This window comes from Phenylobacterium glaciei (assembly GCF_016772415.1).
GTDB classification, from domain to species: domain Bacteria; phylum Pseudomonadota; class Alphaproteobacteria; order Caulobacterales; family Caulobacteraceae; genus Phenylobacterium; species Phenylobacterium glaciei.
Genome location: NZ_JAGSGD010000001.1, coordinates 1,998,301 through 2,016,880 on the forward strand (window position 1 = coordinate 1,998,301; position 18,580 = coordinate 2,016,880).

An 18,580-nucleotide genomic window follows, 5' to 3' on the forward strand; every position below is an offset into this window, starting at 1 on the left:
GTCGGACCGCTCAGCGGCCCCGCAACCTGAAGCGCTTACGCGCAAGCCTCGTAAGCGGAGGCCCAGAGCACGGTTTCCACCTGCGGATGAAGACAATGAGACACTGGGTCACCTCCTTTCAGTTGTTGAACAAGATTTCGAATATGGGACCGATTTGATGGATCCGCAAACGGCGCTATTGGCGCATGCCGATTTCGTGTTCCGGCGCCTGGAATTGCAGCGCGGCTAACGCCGCCCGCTCGCCGCAGCCGCCTCGTGCAGGCTGGGCCGCCGTCGCAGGTCGGTGACGGGGACGGTCAGCTTGTCCAGAGCCACAATCATCGCCGCATATCCTCCAGCCACGGCGGGCTCGTAGGCCGCCCAGTCACGGATTTCGACCCCGGCCACCTCCGGGGTCACCAGGACATCGGTGGCGTCGCGGGCCGCGGCCAGGTCGCGGCCCGAGGAGACCGTGGCCGCCCGCATGAGCAGGGAGACGATGGGCGGGCCCTTGCGCCATTGCCCTGAGAGGATCCACCGCCAGACCGAGGACGGCCGCGCCACGTCGGCCGCGGTGATCGAGCGGCCCCGCGAGACGTCGATGCCGATGATCGGCCCCAGTTCGTTGATGCGCATCACATCGGCGGGGAAGTTCTTCATCACCGCCCCGTCCACCAGCACGTCGTTGTTGTGGGTGGCGGGCGGCAGGATGCCGGGCAGGGAGATGGTGGCCCGCAGGGCGTCGCGCAGCCGGCCGCGCCGGTGCAGTTGGTAGGTGCCGGTGGTCAGGTTCGAGGACAGACAGAAGAACGGCAGCCACATGTCGGCGATCTGCACCTCGCCGAAATGCTCCGCCAGCCGCTCGCGCACCTTGTCGCCCCGGGTCATGGCCAGCAGGGGGATGGCGATATCGTCCAGCGGGCTGGTGGAGACGAAGGCCGCGCGGATGCGCCACTCCATCTCCTCCTCGTCCCAGCCCAGCGCCACTCCGGCGGCGATGATCGCCCCCATGGAGACCCCGCCGACGAAGTCGATGGGCACCTTGCGCTCACGCAGGGCCTTCACCGCGCCGATATGGGCATAGGCCCGCGCCCCGCCCCCTGACAGCACCAGGCCCACGGCCTGGCCGGTCAAAACCCGCGCGATGCGCTGCACGTCGCCGGCATGGTCGCGGCGCATGTGGAACAGGCGGGCGGGCTTTGCGGCGTCCATCCAGGCTTCGGAGCCCACCGGGGTCTTGGCGCCGCGCTTCTGGACCAGGATCAGGTCCACCAGGTTCTGGGTCTGCAGCGGCTCGTTGCTGTGCGGGTGGGTGGCCGGCGGGGCTACGTCGCCGCGGCCCATGCGGAACAGGCGGTCCACCTGGCGGCCCACCACCTGGCGCCAGCCGAGATCCGTGGCCTCGGCGCAGTAGAGGACGAAGTCGTAGTCGCGCTCGACCTCGGAAAACCACTCGGTCGGCGCGTGCTGGGCCTCTGCGCCCACGACGGTGACGGAATAGCCGAGCTTGCCGATCTCGCGGGCGACGCGGTCGACCTGCGGGCGGACGGCGACGGGCTCGCCGATGGTGACGAAGCCGAACACCGAGGGCGCGGCCCCCGACGATTTGGTGGCCGCCTGGCGGCTGCGCAGGATCATCAGGCGGGCCAGCTCGACCATCACCTCGGGATCGTCGTCGCAGGCGTCGAAGAAGGCCTCGCGGGGCAGGGCGAAGATTTCCGAATCGCGCAACGCCACCACGTGGCCCGAGTGCGGCACGCCGGAGATCATCGACATCTCGCCGGCCGGCTCGCCGGGGCGGATCACGCCCAGGAACTGCGGCTCATGGCCTTCTTCGCGGCGGAAGGCGCCCAGGCGCCCGGCGCGCACGAAGTAGAGATGATCGGCCGGCTCGCCTGCGTCGAACAGGGTCACGCCGCCCGGCAGGGAGAACCATGTGGCTTCGCCCTGGGCGCGCTCGTCCTCGAAGAGGCGCGATAGCGCGGAATCAGTCGAGATGCCCGGTAGGTTCGCCACGCCGCCAAGCTAGCCTGCGTCGCTCGCCCCGGCTATGCCTGCTCAATGCCCACACTGAAGACCGCCATCGACGCTCACGGCGAGGCCTTCCAGGCCAACGAACAGGTCAATCGCGCCCTGGCGGCGCAGCTGCGCGAGCGAGTGGCCGCCGCCGCCCTCGGTGGCCCCGAAGAGTCGCGCAAACGCCATACTGGACGCGGCAAGCTACTGCCACGGGAGCGGGTGATGCGCCTGCTGGACGCCGGTTCGCCCTTCCTGGAGGTCGGCGCGCTCACCGCCCACGGCCTCTATGACGGCGAGGCGCCGGGCGCCGGCGTCATCACCGGCATCGGGCGGGTCTCGGGCCGCGAGGTGATGATCGTCGCCAACGACGCCACCGTGAAGGGCGGGGCCTATTTCCCCCTGACCGTGAAGAAGCACCTGCGCGCCCAGGAAGTGGCGATGCAGAACCGGCTGCCCTGCATCTACCTGGTGGATAGCGGCGGCGCGAACCTGCCGCACCAGGCCGAGGTCTTCCCCGACCGTGACCACTTCGGCCGCATCTTCTTCAACCAGGCGCGGATGAGCGGCGAGGGGATCGCCCAGATCGCCTGCGTCATGGGTTCCTGCACCGCCGGCGGGGCCTATGTCCCGGCCATGAGCGACGAGACCGTGATCGTGCGCGGCACGGGGGAGGAGAGCCAGGGCACCATCTTCCTGGGCGGCCCGCCCCTGGTGAAGGCCGCCACTGGCGAGGTGATCAGCGCCACCGAACTGGGCGGCGCCGACACCCACGGCCGCCGCTCCGGCGTGGTGGACCATGTGGCTGTGGACGACGAGCACGCCCTGCAGATCGTCCGGTCGATCGTCGCCAACCTGAACACCCGCAAGCCCGATCAGGTGGTGCTGGCGCAGCCGCGCGAGCCGCTCTTCGATCCGCAGGAGCTGTACGGCATCGTCCCGACCGATGTCCGCGCCCCCTACGACGTGCGCGAGGTGATCGCCCGCATCGTCGACGGCTCTGAGTTCGACGAGTTCAAGGCGCTTTACGGCACGACCCTGGTCACCGGCTTCGCCCGCATCTGGGGCCAGCCGGTCGCCATCCTGGCCAACAACGGCGTGCTGTTCTCGGAGAGCGCGCTGAAGGGCGCCCACTTCATCGAGCTGGCCTGCAAGCGCGGTATCCCCCTGGTCTTCCTGCAGAACATCTCCGGCTTCATGGTCGGCGGCAAGTACGAGGCTGGCGGCATCGCCAAGGACGGCGCCAAGCTGGTGACCGCCGTGGCGTCGGCCGAGGTGCCCAAGTTCACCGTCCTGATCGGCGGCTCCTTCGGGGCCGGCAACTACGGCATGTGCGGCCGGGCCTATTCCCCGCGCTTCATGTGGAGCTGGCCCAACAGTCGGATCAGCGTCATGGGCGGCGAGCAGGCGGCCAGCGTGCTGGCCACCATCCGCCGCGACGGGGTCGAAGCCCGGGGCGGCGACTGGCCCGCCGTCGAGGAAGAGGCCTTCAAGGCCCCGATCCGCGACCGCTACGAGACCGAGGGCGACCCATATTTCGCCACTGCCCGGCTGTGGGACGACGGGATAATCGATCCGGTTCAGACCCGCGACGTGCTCGGCCTCTCGATCTCCGCGGCGCTCAACGCGCCGATCCCGGAAACCAGGTTCGGCATCTTCCGCATGTAGTGGCCTTCGGGGGGAGGACGGCCTTGAACGCGCTCTGGAACGTCGGCACCCTCGACCACGTCATCCTGCTGTTTCCGATGACGGTCTTCGCCGTGATCCTGGCGGGCGTGCTCTACCGGCTGGGGCGTAAGCGCCGCATCCGGACCACCGAGTTCTGGGAGCCCATCGTCGCCTGCTTGACCGTGGTCCTGGTGTTCGTGGGGATCTATGCCGGCTACGCGTCGTTCCGCAACCAGACCCGACTGGCGGCGGAGACCGCGCTGAATGAGGGGGCCGACAACCTGTTCGCGGTCGAGATCGACCATCCGGAGATCCGCTGCCTCTACACCAACTTCGCCCATGACGACCCGGCCGGGTGCGTCGCGCGCCTGGCCGCCGACCGCGACCGATGGAGCTTGGCGATCTTCTATGTGGAGGAGAGCTGGTTCACTCTGGAGAAGGCCAACGAGGACCGGGCCAACTGGGGTTCGCAATATGCCAACGACATCGCCTACTGGGCCGACGACGTCTCGGACGATCCGTCGGGGATGTTCGCCTTCTACCTGCTGAACCAGCACAGTGTTACCGACGCCAAGGCCCGGATGGCCCGGGCCGGAGTGTGCATTCCCGATCTCTGCAAGAGGTATTCGGAGGTGCGGAGCGCGCTGGTGACGGCCAAGGCCGCCGACGGGCCCGACCTCTGTGCGAGCCCCGCGGTCCAGAAGCAGTCCCGAAGCGTCTGCCGGGACTAGAGCATGTTCAGATAAGTGGGAACCGGTTATCGGATCGAAACATGCTCTAACTTTTTGAATTAGAGCCCTTTTCATCCCTTTGGACGATTCCGTCTAAAGGGAAGGGGCTCTAGCCGCCGATCAGGGCGCGGCCCAACTGGCCCACCAGGATGCCCAGACTGACCGCCGTGGCCATCACGCCCATGGCGAGGGCCAGGTTGGCGGTGGTCCGGCGGACGACGGCCACGCGGGACCGACGTGGCCGGGCGTCCGGCCCGTCCGTCGCGCAGCGCATCGAGGTCAGGGACAGCGCTTCTGCAGTCCTGGGCATGATCATCCTTTCCGCGAGCGTCGCGGGGAACCGTCGCGTTTTTATCTGGCGCGATGTTTCGGACAGAGCTTAGCCGCGATCAACCGCCTTTCGGCCCGGATTGGGGGCTTTTTCGTCGCATGGTGACAGAATCGCCATGGCGCTCGGCGCGGCGCGCAGGACCTATGTCAAAGCGCTCGCGTTGGGCCTATGTCCCAATCACGCAGTTCCAAATGAGGCTCTCATGACCAATCCCATCGCCGATCCCCTGGTCGAGGTTCCTGACACTGATCTGGACAACACCCTGGTGCGGATCGAAGCCACGGTCGAAGGCGTCGCCATTGTGACCATCAACCGGCCCGAGCGGCGCAACGCCTTCGACGCCCGGCTGATCGCGGCCCTGTACGAGGCCTTCGAGACCCTGCAGGGCGCCGAGGGCGTGCGCGTCGTTTTCCTGCGCGGCGCTGGGGGCATGTTCAGCGCCGGCGCCGACCTCGACTGGATGCGCGAAGCCGCCGACCGTACCGAGAGCGACAATCGCGACGACGCCTACGCCATGGCCAAGATGCTCAAGAGCCTCTGGGACATCCCGGCCCTGACCGTGGCCCTGGTGGAGGGCGGCGCCTTCGGCGGCGGGGCCGGGCTGGCGACTGCCTGCGACATGGCCATCGCCACGGCCGACGCCAAGTTCAGCTTCTCCGAAGTCCGCCTGGGCCTGATCGCCGCCACCATCAGCCCCTATGTGGTAGGCGCGGTGGGGCCCCGCACGGCGCGGGCCCTGTTCGCCACCGGCCAGGTGTTCGACGCGGCCTATGCCGAAAAGGTCGGGCTGGTCACCGAGGTGGTGGCCGATGTGGCGGCCCTCGACGCCGCCCGCGCGCGCATCGCCACCGAGATGATGGCCTGCGCCCCGGGCGCGGTGGCCGACTCCAAGAAACTGGTCGAGGATGTCGCCTACAAGCCCATCGAGGACGTGATGGAAGAGACCGCCAAGCGCATCGCCCGCACCCGGGTCAGCCCCGAAGGGCAGGAGGGCGTCCGCGCCTTCCTGGACAAGCGTAAAGCCTCCTGGGTCGTCTGATCCCGCGCTGGCAGGACTCCGCGTGGCCCACTAGGATCGCGGCATGATCAAATCCGTCCTCGTCGCCAATCGTGGGGAGATCGCCCGCCGGGTCTTCAGGACCGCGCGCCGCATGGGCATCGCCACGGTGGCCGTCTATTCGCAGGCCGACGCCGACGCGCTGCATGTGCGCGAGGCCGACCAGGCCGTGCTTATCGGTCCCGCCGCCGCCCGCGAGAGCTACCTGGTGGGGGAGAAGATCATCGCCGCGGCGATCGAAACCGGCGCCGAGGCGATCCATCCCGGCTACGGGTTTCTGTCGGAGAACGCCGCCTTCGCCGAGGCGGTCATGGCCGCGGGCTTGGTCTGGATCGGGCCGCCGCCCGCCGCCATCAACGCCATGGGTTTGAAGGACGCCGCCAAGTCCCTGATGCAGAAGGCCAATGTCCCCGTCACACCCGGCTATCTCGGCGACGAGCAGTCGCTGGAACATCTGCAGGCGGTGACCAAGGACATTGGCTACCCCGTGCTGATCAAGGCGGTAGCCGGCGGCGGCGGCAAGGGCATGCGCAAGGTCGATCGCGCCGAGGACTTCGCCGCGGCGCTCGCCTCCTGCCAGCGGGAGGCCGCCGCCAGCTTCGGCGACGCCAAGGTGCTGATCGAGACCTATGTCACCCGGCCGCGCCACATCGAGGTGCAGATCTTCGGGGACAGCCACGGCAACGTCGTCCACCTGTTCGAACGCGACTGTTCCCTCCAGCGCCGTCACCAGAAGGTGATCGAGGAGGCCCCGGCGCCGGGCATGAGCGAGGCCGCGCGTGCGGCCGTGACCTCCGCCGCCGTCCAGGCCGCCAAGGCCGTGAACTATGTGGGCGCCGGCACGGTCGAGTTCATCGCCGACGCCAGCGCGGGCCTGCAGCCCGACCGCATCTGGTTCATGGAGATGAACACCCGCCTGCAGGTGGAGCATCCGGTCACCGAGGCGGTCACCGGCGTCGACCTGGTGGAGTGGCAGTTCCGCGTCGCCTCGGGCGAGCCGCTGCCGCTGACGCAAGGTCAGATCAAGCTGAACGGCCACGCGCTGGAGGCCAGGCTCTACGCGGAGAACCCCGCTGGCGGCTTCCTGCCCTCGATCGGGGTGCTGGAGCACTTTGTCCTGCCCGAAGACATCCGCGTGGATACGGGCGTGGAGGAGGGCGGCGAGGTCAGCCCGTTCTACGACCCAATGATCGCCAAGCTGATCGCCCACGCCCCCACCCGCGAGGGCGCCAGCGACCGTCTGGCCCAGGCCTGCGCCGAGGTGGAGATTTGGCCGGTGAAGACCAACGCCGGCTTCCTGGCCCGTTGCCTCGACCACCCCGACTTCATCGGCGGTGACGTGGACACCGGCTTCATTGAGCGCCACCTGGAGGAGCTCGCCCCGACCCCGGCGCCTTCCTCCGACCTGCTGGCCGTGGCCGCCGCCGCGGCCCTGGCCGAGGGCGACGAGGACCAGGTCAGCCCTTGGAAAGGCCTGACCGGCTTCCGCATGAACGCCGAGCCGCAGACCACCGTGCGCCTATACCTGGACGGCGTGGCGATCGACGCCCCCCTGCCGGATGGCGACATCGAGGCCGACATCCTGATGACGGAGGAGGCCGAGGTTGTGGTCTTCGAGGGCGGCGAGACCTATGTGCTGGCCACCCGCCCGCCCCTGCGCGATCTCGACGACATGGCCGGCGACGCCCAGGTGCGGTCCCCCATGCCGGGCAAGGTGGTGGCCGTCGCGGTCGCGGTGGGCGACACGGTGGTGCGCGGCCAGCCCCTGCTGACCCTGGAGGCCATGAAGATGGAGCACGCGCTCACCGCCCCCTTCGATGGCGAGGTCGAGGCCCTGAACGTCTCGGTGGGCGATCAGGTCAGCGAGGGCGTGACCCTGGCGCGGCTGAAGGCGTCGGCCTGATGGCCCTGCACATGCTCCGGCTCTGCGTCGGCTGCGACACCATCGAGGACCTGCTGGCCTATCACCAGGACACCCGCGAACCCTGGCTGCTGCACACCCGCATGAGCCCCAAGCGCGCCGACGAACTTCTGGACGGCGGATCGCTGTACCGGATCTTCAAGGGCATGATCCTCTGCCGCCAGCAGATCCTGGGCGTGCGGACCGTGGGGGAACACCCCAACGCCCGCTGCGAGATCACCCTCGACCCGGAGATCATCCGCGTCGCGCCCACCCCGCGCCGCGCCTTCCAGGGCTGGCGCTACTTCGATCCCAAGGACGTGCCGCCGGACCTCGACACCAGCGCTGACGGCGAGATCCCGATGGAACTGGCCCGTCAGCTTCGCGAAGCCGGAGCTTGGTGAACAGAGGGGGATGAGGAAAAGTGGGAACCGGTTTTCCGCCCGCATCCCGCTCCAGCAAGAACTCTAGATCACGCGAGTGATCTAGACCGCCATGTTGTCGATCAGCCGGGTCTTGCCGAGGATGCCGGCGGCCAGGATGCGAGCCGGGCCGGTGATGGGGCCGGGACCCAGGTGGGTCAGGCTGGAGGCGTCGCGCACCTCGAAATAGTCGATGCGGGAAAAGCCGGCCCGCTCCATTGCGGCCCGGCCGGTGTTCTCCACGCGGTCCACCGCTACGCCGTCCCGCAGGCGTTCGACGGCGTCGCGCAGGGCGGCGGCCAAGCTGGGGGCGGCCTCGCGTTCGGCCGGCGTCAGGTAGGCGTTGCGGGAGGACAGCGCCAGGCCGTCGTCGGCGCGGGCGGTCGGGGCGCCGATCACCTCCACGGGGATGTCCAGGTCGGCCACCAGCCGCTTGATCACCTGCAGCTGCTGATAGTCCTTCTCGCCGAACACCGCGACGTGGGGACCGCACTGCAGCAGCAGCTTGCTGACCACGGTGGCGACGCCCGCGAAGTGGCCCGGCCGCGCCGCGCCATCCAGGGACTCTGAGACGCCGCTGACCGTGACGGTTGTGGAGAAGCCCGGCGCATACATCTCGGCCACCGTCGGCGCGAACAGCAGGTCGCAGCCGGCGCTTTCCAGCAGGCCCGCGTCCTTGGCCTCGTCGCGAGGATAGGCGTCGAAGTCCTCGTGCGGCGCGAACTGGGTGGGGTTGACGAACACGCTGGCGACGACGCGCTGGGCCTTGGTCTTGGCCAGGGTCACCAGCGACAGGTGCCCGGCGTGCAGGGCGCCCATGGTCGGGACCAGGCCGACGCTCTCGCCAGCCTTGCGCCATGCGGTCACCTGGGCGCGGAGGTCTGCGACGGTGCGGACAATGGACAGCGGCATGGGGCAGGCTCCGTCTCGAAAGGCGGGCCGCTTATGACTTTGATGCGGCCATCCGTCCACAGGCGGCGGTGTCAGGCGCGTTGACGGGGCAGGGGTGGCGGCCTCACCTGTTAACCAATCGAATCAGCGCGACGACGCTGGCTGAGATGGTGTGGAGTTTTAGAGAACCATGTCCCAACCCAAGGTCATTGTAGTCGGTAACGAAAAGGGTGGCGCGGGCAAGTCGACGCTGGCCATCCATATCGCCACGGCCCTGCTGCATTCCAACGCCCGGGTCTCGGTGCTGGACCTCGACCTGCGCCAGCAGTCCATGGGCCACTTCTTCGCCAACCGCGCCGCCTGGCTGGCCGCCAACGGCGTCAGCGCCCCCATGCCGGTCGAACACCCGCTGAGCGCCGACCTGGCCAAGGCCACCGACGAGGAGGCCCTCACCCGCTTCGAGGAGGCCTTCGCCGCCGCCGAGGCCTCGGACTACATCCTCATCGACACCCCCGGCGGCGACACCGCCGTCAGCCGCGCCGCCCACGGGATGGCCGACCTGATCGTCACCCCGATGAACGACAGCTTCGTCGACTTCGACATGCTGGGTATCGTCGATCCCGTCACCCTCGATCTGAAGCGCCCCAGTCTCTATTCTGAGACCGTCTGGAATAGCCGCAAGATCCGCGCGGCCGCCTCGGGCAAGTCCATCGACTGGGTGGTGCTGCGCAACCGCCTAGCGCCCACTGAGGCTCGCAACCGCCGTCGGGTGGATGAGCGCGTCCAGGCCCTGTCGCGTCGCGTTGGCTTCCGCGTCGGCCCGGGCCTGCGCGACCGGGTGATCTACCGCGAGCTCTTCCCCTTCGGCCTGACCATCGCCGACCTGTCGCCCACCATCCGTCCCGTGGCCATGTCCCTGCAGCACGTGGCCGCGCGCCAGGAGCTACGCGCCCTGGTGGGGTCGCTGGGCCTGGACGTGGGCGATGAGCTGATGGCCGCCCAGTAGTGTCCTATATCGCGCTGGGTTGCGTGATCCTGGCGCTGCTGATGTGGGCCAACGGCGGCAAGCCGATCCTCAAGCGCCGGGAGTGGCGCTTCCTCTCCGGAGCTTTCGCGGTCGCGGCCTTCGCCGGCGCGGCCTTCGTGGGCCTCAAGGGCAGTTGGGGTTCGGCCATCGTGCTGGTGGTGCTGGGCCTGGGCTTCGCGGTCTCGACCCGGCGCACCGGCGTCCTGCCGCCGCGGGCCAGCGGCTCCATGAGTGAGGTCGAGGCCCGATCAATCCTTGGGGTGAGCGCGACGGCGTCTTCTGAAGAGATCCAGGCGGCCTATAACCGCCTGATGCGTCTGGCCCACCCCGACAAGGGCGGCACGGACGGTCTTGCCGCCCAGCTCAACGCCGCGCGGGACAAGCTCTCGAAGAAGTAGAAGGGGCGGTTTGTTTCTCGCGCGACGGACGCCGAATCCGGTATCCACTTTCGGCTGTCGCGCTAACCCGGCTTGACGACCATACAGGCCATCTTCTTGGCCTTCAGGGCGCCGCAGGCGTCCTTGGCCGAGGCCTCGGTGAAGCCGGAGAAGCGAGCGCGGTAGGTGCCGCCGATGGAATCGGTGTCGCCGTCGGCCTTGCCGAAGTGCTTGCCGAATCGCTTCTCAACCAGGCTCAGCTGCTCCTTGGCCAGGGACTTGGACTTGAAGGCGCCGACCTGCACGACCCACTTGCCGGCCGGCTTGCGGTCTTCCTTCTCAGCCTTCTTCTTGTCCTTGTCCGAGGTTTTGGCGTCGGCCTTGGGCTTGTCGGCCGATTGGGAGCCGCGCAGCATGTTGCGCGTGGGATCGACGAAATCGTAGCTTGAGACCCGCGGCGGGGGCGCCGAAGCCAGGACGATCTTCAGCCCGTCCTGCTCGCCATCGCCCTGTTCAACCGAGGGCCGCTCGATGGGGCCCACGGGTTCCGGCTCGAACAGGTTCTGGGCGATGGTGATCTTCTCGCCGCGGGCGCGGCGGTTCATCACATCGAAGCCGGTGAGCAGCAGGTCCTCGGCGTTGTTGTTGCGCTTGGCGGTCGACGGCGCGCCCAGCACCACGGCGATCAGGCGGCGGTTGTCGCGCACGGCCGAGATGGCGATGTTGTAGCCCGAGGCGTTGGTGTAGCCGGTCTTCAACCCGTCCACGCCTGGCATCGCGCCCAGCAGGCCGTTGTGGTTGTTCATCGACGTGCCGCGGAAGGTGAAGGACTGCTGGCTGAACAGCCGATAGTACTGCGGATAGTCGCGCATCACGGCGCGCGACAGGATGCCGATGTCGCGGGCGGTGGAGACCTGGCGGCTGTCGGGCAGGCCCGAAGCGTTCACGAAGCGGGTGTTGGCCATGCCCAGCTCCTGGGCGCGCAGGGTCATCATGGCCGCGAACCGGGCCTCCGAGCCACCGAGCTTTTCAGCCAGGGCCACGGCGATGTCGTTGGCCGACTTGATGGCGAGCGCCTGCATCGCCTCGTTGACGGTGAGCGATTCGCCGGCCGACAGACCCAGCTTGGTCGGCGCCTGGGCAGCGGCCCGGGGCGAGATCATCACGGTCTCGTCGGGGCGCAGGCGGCCGGAGCTCAGGGCCTCGAAGGTGAGGTAGAGCGTCATGATCTTGGTGATGGAGGCCGGATAGCGGGGGCTGTCGGCGCGCTTGGCGTAGAGCACCTCGCCGGTTCTCGCATCCACCACGATGGCCGCGTACTTCGGCGCCGTGGTCGGCAGCGTCGGCATCGTGAGGTAGGGGATCTGCGCCTGGGCGGAGGTCGCCAGAGGGGAAACCGCGGTCAGGGCGGCGGCGCCAAGGGCGACAAACAGGCGGCGGGCGCGCTCGAACATTGCGGTTCGTCCGTCGAATCAAAGGGTTGGACGACCCCCCGGTCGCCGTACTGAAACCCTATCATGACACCTCGGAGCTTGCGCGAGAGTAAACACCTCTTGAGCGAGCCCTTTTGTCGCGTTGCGGGTTATGCGGGCGCCCGGAGGAATTCGCTCGGACGGAGATGTTGCACTGCAACAAAGATGCTTGACTGCTGCACTGCAACATGAGAAATAGGCTGCGAGATCAAAGAGCCGCAACGCCCGACTGGTGCGACGCGGCACAGCCCGTCAACCACGTTCCCCGGAGTCTCCCATCATGGCCGCCGCCGAAACCGTCAAGAACACCGTCGAGCAGTTCACCACCGCTGGTAACGCCGCCTTTAAGGACGCCATCGAAAAGTCCCTGGCCGGCCTCGCCGACGCCAACGCCCATTCCAAGAAGAACCTGGAAGCCGTCATCGCCTCGGTGACCGCGGCCACCAAGGGCGCTGAAGCCCTCGGCGCCCAGGCCACCGCCTATTCCAAGAAGGCCGTGGAAGCCAACGTCGCCGCCGCCAAGTCGCTGTCGGGCGCCAAGTCGATCCAGGAAGTGGTCGAGCTGCAAACCAGCTTCGCCAAGTCCTCCATGGAAGCCTACATGGCCGAGCTCTCCAAGATGGGCGAGATCGTCTCCGCCTCGTTGAAGGACTCCATGAAGCCCCTCAACGAGCGCGTCACCGCCGCCGTCGAGAAGCTGCAGGCCGTCCGCTAAGCCTTTCTGAAAGTCCCTCCAGCCGCGCCGGCGTATTTGGCGCGGACCCTGTTAAGGCCCGGACCGGAAACGGTGCGGGCCTTTTCACTTTTCAACCCGTGGCCGGTTCCCCCAATCTCTGAGCCGCGCTAGACCTTTGGTCATGTCACAGGTCGAAGAACGCTTGGCCGCGCAGGGGATCACCCTCCCGCAGCCCGTCGCCCCGGTCGCCAACTATGTCCCGTTCGTGCGGGTCGGCGGCCTTGTCCACATCTCTGGCCAGGTGTCCCTGGACGCCTCCGGCGGCATCCGCGGCATCGTCGGCGAGGATGTCGATATGGAGGCCGCCAAGGGCGCCGCGCGCCTGTGCGGAATCAACCTGATCGCCCAGATGCGGGCGGCCTGCGACGGCGACCTCGACCGGCTCGTCCGGGTGGTCAAGCTGGGCGGCTTTGTTCAGGCCGGTCCGGGTTTCTTCGAGATTCCCCAGGTGGTGAACGGAGCCTCCGACGTCATGGTTCTGGCCTTCGGCGACGCCGGAAAGCACGCACGGTCGGCGGTGGGCGTCTATCGCCTGCCGATGAACTTCGCCGTCGAGGTCGACGCCGTGGTGGAAATCCGGTGAAGGACCCCAAGGACCAGTTCGGCGAGGCGTGGGACTTCCTGTTCCACCCGCCCGTCGCCCACCGCGGCCTGTGGTCGCCGGACGGCGCGCCGGAGAACTCGCTGGGCGCCTTCCAGGCCGCCTGTCAGGCCGGCTACGGCATCGAACTGGATGTGCATCTCTCGGCCGACGGTGAGGCCATGGTCTTCCACGACCACGGCCTGAAGCGGATGACCGGGACCGAAGGCAAGCTGAAGGACCGCACGGCGGCCGAGCTTGGCGAACTGCGGCTCAAGGGCACCGACGAACGCATTCCGACGCTCATGGAAACCCTCGCGTTGATCGGCCATAGGGCCATGGTCCATATCGAGCTGAAGACCGACTTCGGGGCGGTCGGGCCGCTGGAGCAGCGGGTGCACGAGATTCTCATCGACCATGCCGGCCCGACCTGCGTGATCGGGTTCAACCCCTATTCCCATGCCTGGTTCGCCGACCGCTTCCCGGGCGTGCTGCGCGGGCTCGACAGCTATAGCTGGGAGGAGGACACGCCCCACCTCTCGGCCGAACAGCGCAAGGGCTTCGCAAAGCTGGAGCAGGTCTCCATCGCCCGGCCGCACTTCCTGGCCATGAGCCTGGACATGGTGGCCAGTGAGGCGGCGGTCAAGCACCGCGCCGAGGGCATGCCCGTTGTCGCCTGGACGGTGCGCAAGCCCGAGCAGTGGGACGCCCTGAAGGACCATTGCGACAACCTGATCTTCGAGGGCTGGGCCGCGTGAGCCTGAAGGCGGCGGTCAAGGTCAGCCGCCGGATCGCCGAGATCGGCCGCGAGGGCTGGGACGCCTGCGCCGGCAATCCAGACTATGCCGCCAACCCCTTCGTCTCCTTTGACTTCCTGGACATCGTCGAACAGTCCGGCTGCGCCATCGAGCGTATGGGCTGGGGCCCGCAGCACCTCTCCGTCGAGGACGAGGATGGGCAGGTGGCGGCCGTCATGCCGCTCTATCTGAAGTCCCACAGTCAGGGCGAATACATCTTCGACCACAGCTGGGCCGAGGCCTATGAGCGGGCGGGCGGACGCTACTATCCCAAGCTGATCTCGGCGGCGCCCTTCACCCCGGCCACGGGCCCACGCCTGTTGGTGCGGCCCGGCGTTGACGTCGAGGCCGCGCGCAAGACTCTGCTCAGCGGGGCGGTCAGCCTCTGCGAGCGCTACGACTCCTCGGGCGTGCACATCAACTTTCCCACCGACGAGGAGTGGACCTGGCTGGGCGGGCAGGGGCTCTCCATGCGCGAGGGCCAGCAATACCACTGGGAAAACGCCGGCTACGCCGATTTCGACGCCTTCCTGGGGGCGCTGTCCTCAGGGCGCCGCAAGACGATCCGCCGTGAACGCCGCGACGCCCAGGCCGCCGTCGAGATCCTGGCCCTGACCGGCCCGGACATCACAGAGGAACACTGGGACGCCTTCTATGGCTTCTACATGGACACCGGTTCGCGCAAGTGGGGCCGGCCCTATCTGAACAGGCTGTTCTTCTCGCTGCTTGGCGAGCGGATGGCCGACCGGGTGCTGCTGGTGATGGCGCGGCGCAATGGCCAGTGGGTGGCCGGCGCCCTGAACCTGATCGGCGGCGACTGCCTCTACGGCCGCAACTGGGGCTGCGTCGAGGACATCCCCTTCCTGCATTTCGAGCTCTGCTACTATCAGGCCATCGAATGGGCCATCGGCCGCGGCCTGGCCCGCGTCGAGGCCGGCGCCCAAGGCCAGCACAAGATCGCCCGCGGCTATCTGCCCAGCCCCGTCCGCTCGGCCCACTTCATCGCCGACCCCATGCTGCGCGGTCCGGTGGAGGACTTCGTCGCCCGCGAGCGCGAGGCGGTGGAGGGCGAGATGGAATGGCTGGCGGAAGAGTTCTCGCCCTTCCGCCAGGAGAGCTAGGAGGCCTCCCAGGCCTGCCGGATCAGCGCTGCCAGCTTCGCATCGACATCCGCCGGCGACGCCAGGGTCAGCTTGGACTTCAACCGCTCGGACCAGCCTTCCGCCTTGGGTTCGGCCAGGCGCGGATCGGCGTCCGGCGGCACGGCCAGACCCAGCACCACCTGGCCGCCCTTCATCGGCTTGGCCGAGGCGAACTGGAAGTTTCGGGAGAAGCCGGTGAAGGCCTTGCGCTGGCCGGTGACGACGTCGGGCAGGGCGGTCGCCGCACGCTCCACGGCCTCGAAGATCGCGACAGCAGCCGGATCCTTCCAGAGCGCCTCGCGCAGCTTGACCGGTTCGTCCCAGCCCGAGCCGGTGGGGAACGCGGCCGACATCACGATGTTGGCGCGGTTCATCCCCAGGCCGTGATGTTCCTTCATCCAGGCGATGCGGGTCATGGTCTTGGTCTCGGGGCAGGTCTTGGCGATGGCGATCCACGCGTCCATCGTCTTGCCGGTGTCCCGCTCCAGGCTGGCCCGGGCCGTGGCGAACCACTTTTCCTGCCGGGGACTGAGACCCTTCGTATTGGGGGTGTCGGCGGTTCCCATGCGGGCCTCCCTCTGTGCTAGGACCCTTCACAAGACTTCATGAGGAGCGCGCGATGAGCTTGGACGGGACCTACGACGACGGCAACATCTTCGCCAAGATCCTGCGCGGCGAGATGCCCAGCGCCCGGGTGTTCGAAGACAGCCACGTCTATGCCTTCATGGACGTCTTCCCGCAGTCGCGCGGCCACACCCTGGTGATCCCCAAGCACTCGGCCGCCCGCAACCTGCTGGAGGAGGATCCGGCGATCCTGGCGCCGCTGTTCCTGGGGGTGCAGCGGGTGACGCGGGCGGTGCGCGCGGCGCTTAAGCCTGACGGAATCATGGTCAGCCAGTTCAACGGCGCTCCGGCCGGCCAGACCGTCTTCCACCTGCACGTCCACATCATCCCGCGCTGGGAGGGGCAGGCGCTTGGCCGCCACGGGGAGGGCGGCATGGCCGATCCCACCGAGCTGAAGGCCTTGGCCGACCAGATCGCCGCCGAGATATCCTAGCGAACGAAAAACCCCGGCCTTTCGACCGGGGTTTTCCATTTCAGCTTGTCGAGAGGGCCTAGTCGGCCAGCTCCGGGGCGGCGGCCGCCGCGTCCTCGGCAGGGTTCTCGATGATCGGCGCGCCGGGCTCGTGGCCCTCGCCCTCGATCTCGAAGGCCAGCTTGGAGTCCTTCAGCACCACCTTGACGTGGCCACCCTTCACCAGCTTGCCGAACAGGATCTCGTCGGCGAGCGGCTTCTTGATGTGCTCCTGGATGACCCGGGCCAGAGGCCGGGCGCCGTAGAGCTCGTCGAACCCGTTCTTGGCCAGCCAGTCGGCGGCTTCGTCGGAGGTTTCGATGGTGACATGACGGTCGGCCAGTTGGACTTCCAGCTGGATGACGAACTTCTGGACGACCTGGCGGATGACGTCCTGGGTCAGCGGCTTGAACGGCACCACGGCGTCGAGGCGGTTGCGGAATTCCGGGGTGAACAGGCGCTTGAGAGCCTCATCGACCTCGTCGTCCTGCTTCCCGCGGCCAAAGCCGATGGAATTGCGCTGGGCGTCCGACGCGCCGGCGTTGGTGGTCATGATCAGGACCACGTTGCGGAAATCGACCTTCTTGCCGTTGGAGTCGGTGAGAACCCCGTGGTCCATGACCTGCAGCAGGATGTTGAAGACGTCCGGGTGGGCCTTTTCGATTTCGTCCAGCAGCACCACGCAGTGCGGGTGCTGGTCGACGGCGTCGGTCAGCAGGCCGCCCTGGTCAAACCCGACATAGCCGGGAGGGGCGCCGATCAGGCGGCTGACCGTGTGGCGCTCCATGTATTCGCTCATGTCGAACCGCAGCAGCTCGATGCCCATGGTGCCGGCCAGTTGCCGCGCGGTCTCGGTCTTGCCGGTGCCGGTGGGGCCCGAGAACAGGTAGCAGCCGATCGGCTTGTTGGGATCGCGCAGGCCGGCGCGGGCCATCTTCATGGCCGCCGACAGTTGCTCGATGGCGTCGTCCTGGCCGTAGACAGCGCGCTTCAGGTCCTCGTGCAGCTGCTTCAGCGCCTCGGTGTCGGTCTTGGAGACCGATTTCGGCGGGATGCGGGCGATCTTGGCCACGACGGCCTCGACCTCCTTCAGGCCGATGATCTTCTTGCGACGACCTTCGGGCAGCAGCATCTGGCTGGCCCCGGCTTCATCGATGATGTCGATGGCCTTGTCGGGCAGCTTGCGGTCGGTGATGTAGCGGGCCGACAGTTCCACCGCCGCCTTGATGGCGTCGTTGGTGTAGCGGAGCTTGTGGAAGTCCTCGTAGTAGGTCTTCAGGCCCTTGAGGATCTTGATGGTGTCCTCGATGGTCGGCTCGTTCACGTCGATCTTCTGGAAGCGGCGGACCAGGGCCCGATCCTTCTCGAAGTGCTGACGGAATTCCTTGTAGGTCGTCGAGCCCATGCAGCGCAGGGAGCCCGAGGCCAGAGCCGGCTTCAGCAGGTTGGAGGCGTCCATGGCCCCGCCGCTGGTGGCGCCGGCGCCGATCACCGTGTGGATCTCGTCGATGAACAGGATCGCGTCGGCGTGGTTTTCCAGTTCCTTGACCACCTGCTTCACGCGCTCTTCGAAGTCGCCGCGATAGCGGGTGCCCGCCAGCAGGCTGCCCATGTCGAGGGAGAAGATGGTGGCGTTGGCCAGAACCTCGGGGACCTGATGGTTGACGATCTTGCGCGCCAGGCCCTCGGCGATGGCGGTCTTGCCCACGCCGGGGTCGCCCACCAGCAGGGGGTTGTTCTTGGTGCGGCGGCACAGGATCTGGATGCAGCGCTCGACTTCGGACGAGCGTCCGATGAGCGGGTCGACCTTACCCTGCTTGGCCTTCTCGTTGAGGTTGACGCAGTAGGCCTCCAGAGCCTCCCCACCGGTCTTCACCGCGGGCTTGTCCTCGTCTTCCGAACCCTTGACGGGCTTGGCAGCGCCCTCGACGCCGGCCTTCTTGGCGATGCCGTGGGCGATGTAGTTCACCGCGTCGTACCGCGTCATGTCCTGCTCTTGCAGGAAGTAGGCGGCGTGGCTCTCGCGCTCGGAGAAGATGGCGACCAGCACATTGGCGCCGGTGACCTCTTCGCGGCCGGAGGACTGCACGTGGATGACCGCGCGCTGGATCACGCGCTGGAAGCTCGGCGTGGGCTTGGCGTCTTCGCCATCGTCCACGACCAGCGAGCGCAGCTCGTTGTCCACGTAATTGGTAAGCGTCGTCTTCAGCGACGGAAGTTCGACGTCGCAGGCTTTCATCACGCCGGCGGCGTCCTCATCGTCGATGAGGGACAGGAGCAAATGCTCCAGGGTCGCGTACTCGTGCTTTCGCTGATTGGCGAAAGCCACCGCGCGGTGGAGCGATTCTTCTAAGTGGCGTGAGAATGACGGCAATCTGG

18 protein-coding genes are annotated in these 18,580 nt (G+C 67.7%); 12 read left to right on the forward strand and 6 right to left on the reverse strand.

Annotation, left to right across the window (positions count from 1 at the left end):
* Nucleotides 1–225: 225 nt before the first annotated feature.
* Entirely contained in the window at nt 226–1,995 is a 1,770-nt protein-coding gene (locus JKL49_RS09735; RefSeq protein WP_215340010.1) for a patatin-like phospholipase family protein, read from the reverse strand.
* Between the two features lie 45 nt (nt 1,996–2,040).
* Between JKL49_RS09735 and JKL49_RS09740 the strand changes: the two genes are divergently transcribed.
* Both JKL49_RS09740 and JKL49_RS09745 read left to right on the forward strand, forming a co-directional pair.
* Complete coding sequence (locus JKL49_RS09740; protein ID WP_215340011.1) at nt 2,041–3,663, forward strand: carboxyl transferase domain-containing protein; 1,623 nt, start codon at nt 2,041–2,043, stop codon at nt 3,661–3,663.
* Between the two features lie 23 nt (nt 3,664–3,686).
* Nucleotides 3,687–4,394 (forward strand): hypothetical protein, encoded by a 708-nt coding sequence (locus JKL49_RS09745; RefSeq protein ID WP_215340012.1) that lies wholly within the window; start codon nt 3,687–3,689, stop codon nt 4,392–4,394.
* 109 nt (nt 4,395–4,503) lie between these two features.
* Here the strand turns inward: JKL49_RS09745 and JKL49_RS09750 are convergent, their stop codons facing one another.
* A complete protein-coding gene (locus tag JKL49_RS09750; protein ID WP_215340013.1) occupies nt 4,504–4,704 on the reverse strand; it encodes a hypothetical protein in 201 nt (66 codons plus the stop codon).
* A gap of 223 nt (nt 4,705–4,927) precedes the next feature.
* Between JKL49_RS09750 and JKL49_RS09755 the strand changes: the two genes are divergently transcribed.
* The 3 genes from JKL49_RS09755 to JKL49_RS09765 are packed head-to-tail and all read left to right on the forward strand — an operon-like array spanning nt 4,928 to nt 8,086.
* The gene (locus JKL49_RS09755; RefSeq protein WP_215340014.1) at nt 4,928–5,764 is read left to right on the forward strand and encodes an enoyl-CoA hydratase-related protein; all 837 of its coding nucleotides are present in this window, start codon (nt 4,928–4,930) and stop codon (nt 5,762–5,764) included.
* A 43-nt stretch (nt 5,765–5,807) separates the two neighbouring features.
* Complete coding sequence (locus JKL49_RS09760; RefSeq protein WP_215340015.1) at nt 5,808–7,685, forward strand: acetyl/propionyl/methylcrotonyl-CoA carboxylase subunit alpha; 1,878 nt, start codon at nt 5,808–5,810, stop codon at nt 7,683–7,685.
* Nucleotides 7,685–8,086 (forward strand): DUF1489 family protein, encoded by a 402-nt coding sequence (locus JKL49_RS09765; RefSeq protein WP_215340016.1) that lies wholly within the window; start codon nt 7,685–7,687, stop codon nt 8,084–8,086. Before JKL49_RS09760 ends, JKL49_RS09765 begins: the two co-directional genes overlap by 1 nt.
* A gap of 81 nt (nt 8,087–8,167) precedes the next feature.
* On the opposite strand, the gene panC is transcribed toward JKL49_RS09765, so the two are convergent.
* Nucleotides 8,168–9,016 (reverse strand): pantoate--beta-alanine ligase, encoded by an 849-nt coding sequence (gene panC / locus JKL49_RS09770; protein WP_215340017.1) that lies wholly within the window; start codon nt 9,014–9,016, stop codon nt 8,168–8,170.
* Between the two features lie 169 nt (nt 9,017–9,185).
* On the opposite strand from panC, the gene JKL49_RS09775 reads away from it, so the two are divergent.
* Both JKL49_RS09775 and JKL49_RS09780 read left to right on the forward strand, forming a co-directional pair.
* The gene (locus JKL49_RS09775; RefSeq protein WP_215340018.1) at nt 9,186–10,001 is read left to right on the forward strand and encodes a division plane positioning ATPase MipZ; all 816 of its coding nucleotides are present in this window, start codon (nt 9,186–9,188) and stop codon (nt 9,999–10,001) included.
* The gene (locus JKL49_RS09780; protein ID WP_215340019.1) at nt 10,001–10,420 is read left to right on the forward strand and encodes a J domain-containing protein; all 420 of its coding nucleotides are present in this window, start codon (nt 10,001–10,003) and stop codon (nt 10,418–10,420) included. Before JKL49_RS09775 ends, JKL49_RS09780 begins: the two co-directional genes overlap by 1 nt.
* 62 nt (nt 10,421–10,482) lie before the next feature.
* Here JKL49_RS09780 and JKL49_RS09785 read toward each other — a convergent pair whose 3' ends face one another.
* Complete coding sequence (locus JKL49_RS09785; RefSeq protein ID WP_215340020.1) at nt 10,483–11,853, reverse strand: D-alanyl-D-alanine carboxypeptidase; 1,371 nt, start codon at nt 11,851–11,853, stop codon at nt 10,483–10,485.
* A 298-nt stretch (nt 11,854–12,151) separates the two neighbouring features.
* On the opposite strand from JKL49_RS09785, the gene JKL49_RS09790 reads away from it, so the two are divergent.
* The 4 genes from JKL49_RS09790 to JKL49_RS09805 all read left to right on the forward strand — a co-directional run bounded on the left by JKL49_RS09790 (nt 12,152) and on the right by JKL49_RS09805 (nt 15,105).
* Nucleotides 12,152–12,586, forward strand: coding sequence for a phasin family protein (locus tag JKL49_RS09790; protein ID WP_215340021.1), 435 nt, complete (start codon nt 12,152–12,154; stop codon nt 12,584–12,586).
* Between the two features lie 142 nt (nt 12,587–12,728).
* Nucleotides 12,729–13,190, forward strand: coding sequence for a RidA family protein (locus JKL49_RS09795; RefSeq protein WP_215340022.1), 462 nt, complete (start codon nt 12,729–12,731; stop codon nt 13,188–13,190).
* On the forward strand, nt 13,187–13,945 hold the full coding sequence (locus JKL49_RS09800) for a glycerophosphodiester phosphodiesterase (RefSeq protein ID WP_215340023.1): 759 nt from the start codon (nt 13,187–13,189) through the stop codon (nt 13,943–13,945). Before JKL49_RS09795 ends, JKL49_RS09800 begins: the two co-directional genes overlap by 4 nt.
* Nucleotides 13,942–15,105 (forward strand): GNAT family N-acetyltransferase, encoded by a 1,164-nt coding sequence (locus tag JKL49_RS09805; protein ID WP_215340024.1) that lies wholly within the window; start codon nt 13,942–13,944, stop codon nt 15,103–15,105. Before JKL49_RS09800 ends, JKL49_RS09805 begins: the two co-directional genes overlap by 4 nt.
* Here the strand turns inward: JKL49_RS09805 and JKL49_RS09810 are convergent.
* The gene (locus JKL49_RS09810) at nt 15,102–15,692 is read right to left on the reverse strand and encodes a DUF5655 domain-containing protein (protein ID WP_215340025.1); all 591 of its coding nucleotides are present in this window, start codon (nt 15,690–15,692) and stop codon (nt 15,102–15,104) included. The two genes, JKL49_RS09805 and JKL49_RS09810, sit on opposite strands and share 4 nt — an antisense overlap.
* Before the next feature lie 53 nt (nt 15,693–15,745).
* Between JKL49_RS09810 and JKL49_RS09815 the strand changes: the two genes are divergently transcribed.
* On the forward strand, nt 15,746–16,183 hold the full coding sequence (locus JKL49_RS09815; protein WP_215340026.1) for an HIT family protein: 438 nt from the start codon (nt 15,746–15,748) through the stop codon (nt 16,181–16,183).
* Between the two features lie 58 nt (nt 16,184–16,241).
* Here JKL49_RS09815 and clpA read toward each other — a convergent pair whose 3' ends face one another.
* Nucleotides 16,242–18,575 carry an ATP-dependent Clp protease ATP-binding subunit ClpA gene (gene clpA / locus JKL49_RS09820; protein WP_215340027.1) on the reverse strand — a complete coding sequence of 778 codons (2,334 nt, stop codon included), beginning with the start codon at nt 18,573–18,575 and terminating at the stop codon, nt 16,242–16,244.
* Nucleotides 18,576–18,580: the final 5 nt, after the last annotated feature.

Coding starts and splice junctions, on each gene's coding strand:
- JKL49_RS09785 (WP_215340020.1), bottom strand. CDS start 11,853: ATGTTCGAGCGCGCCCGCCGCCTGTTTGTCGCCCTTGGCGCCGCCGCC.
- JKL49_RS09750 (WP_215340013.1), bottom strand. CDS start 4,704: ATGCCCAGGACTGCAGAAGCGCTGTCCCTGACCTCGATGCGCTGCGCG.
- JKL49_RS09755 (WP_215340014.1), top strand. CDS start 4,928: ATGACCAATCCCATCGCCGATCCCCTGGTCGAGGTTCCTGACACTGAT.
- JKL49_RS09790 (WP_215340021.1), top strand. CDS start 12,152: ATGGCCGCCGCCGAAACCGTCAAGAACACCGTCGAGCAGTTCACCACC.
- JKL49_RS09810 (WP_215340025.1), bottom strand. CDS start 15,692: ATGGGAACCGCCGACACCCCCAATACGAAGGGTCTCAGTCCCCGGCAG.
- JKL49_RS09815 (WP_215340026.1), top strand. CDS start 15,746: ATGAGCTTGGACGGGACCTACGACGACGGCAACATCTTCGCCAAGATC.
- JKL49_RS09740 (WP_215340011.1), top strand. CDS start 2,041: ATGCCCACACTGAAGACCGCCATCGACGCTCACGGCGAGGCCTTCCAG.
- JKL49_RS09760 (WP_215340015.1), top strand. CDS start 5,808: ATGATCAAATCCGTCCTCGTCGCCAATCGTGGGGAGATCGCCCGCCGG.
- JKL49_RS09795 (WP_215340022.1), top strand. CDS start 12,729: ATGTCACAGGTCGAAGAACGCTTGGCCGCGCAGGGGATCACCCTCCCG.
- JKL49_RS09775 (WP_215340018.1), top strand. CDS start 9,186: ATGTCCCAACCCAAGGTCATTGTAGTCGGTAACGAAAAGGGTGGCGCG.
- JKL49_RS09765 (WP_215340016.1), top strand. CDS start 7,685: ATGGCCCTGCACATGCTCCGGCTCTGCGTCGGCTGCGACACCATCGAG.
- panC (WP_215340017.1), bottom strand. CDS start 9,016: ATGCCGCTGTCCATTGTCCGCACCGTCGCAGACCTCCGCGCCCAGGTG.